Source organism: Proteus sp. HMSC14B05 (assembly GCF_001808035.1).
GTDB classification, from domain to species: Bacteria; Pseudomonadota; Gammaproteobacteria; order Enterobacterales; family Enterobacteriaceae; genus Proteus; species Proteus mirabilis.
Genome location: NZ_KV791984.1, coordinates 72,796 through 73,336, shown reverse-complemented (window position 1 = coordinate 73,336; position 541 = coordinate 72,796). Strand labels below are relative to the sequence as shown.

3 tRNA genes and 1 pseudogene are annotated in these 541 nt (G+C 43.3%); all 4 read left to right on the top strand.

Annotated elements, in window-relative coordinates:
• Positions 1–69: 69 nt before the first annotated feature.
• A tRNA-Lys gene (locus HMPREF3129_RS07265) sits at positions 70–145 on the top strand.
• 40 nt (positions 146–185) lie between these two features.
• Positions 186–261, top strand: a tRNA-Lys gene (locus tag HMPREF3129_RS07260).
• Positions 262–275: 14 nt separating this feature from the next.
• Positions 276–351 (top strand) — tRNA-Val (locus HMPREF3129_RS07255).
• Positions 325–541, top strand: a pseudogene (locus HMPREF3129_RS18765) (hypothetical protein); the annotation flags it as partial. The gene HMPREF3129_RS07255 and the pseudogene HMPREF3129_RS18765, both read left to right, overlap by 27 nt.

The window sequence follows — 541 nt, the reverse complement described above, 5'->3', positions numbered from 1 at the left end:
GTCGGGCGTTCGAGTCGCCCACGACCCACCATTCCTAAATATACAACAAAGAGTAGTGAACATTGTGACGGGTCGTTAGCTCAGTCGGTAGAGCAGTTGACTTTTAATCAATTGGTCGGGCGTTCGAGTCGCCCACGACCCACCATTCACAATACTACCTCAAGTTTTACGTAAAATTATTAAATGGGTCGTTAGCTCAGTCGGTAGAGCAGTTGACTTTTAATCAATTGGTCGGGCGTTCGAGTCGCCCACGACCCACCATTTAATAATTAAACGGGCGGTTAGCTCAGTTGGTAGAGCATCTCCCTTACAAGGAGGAGGTCGTTGGTTCGAGCCCAATACCGCCCACCACTTCTTTTTATATCATTCGATAAAAATTCCTTTATTATTACTTATCCTTATCCTTATCCTTATCCTTATCCTTATCTATTATCCATAGCGCTCATTTTGTATTCAGGACGTCTGTTACTAGACTACATCGACCTATCGACCTATCGACCTATCGACCTATCTATCTATCTATCTATCTATCTATCTATCT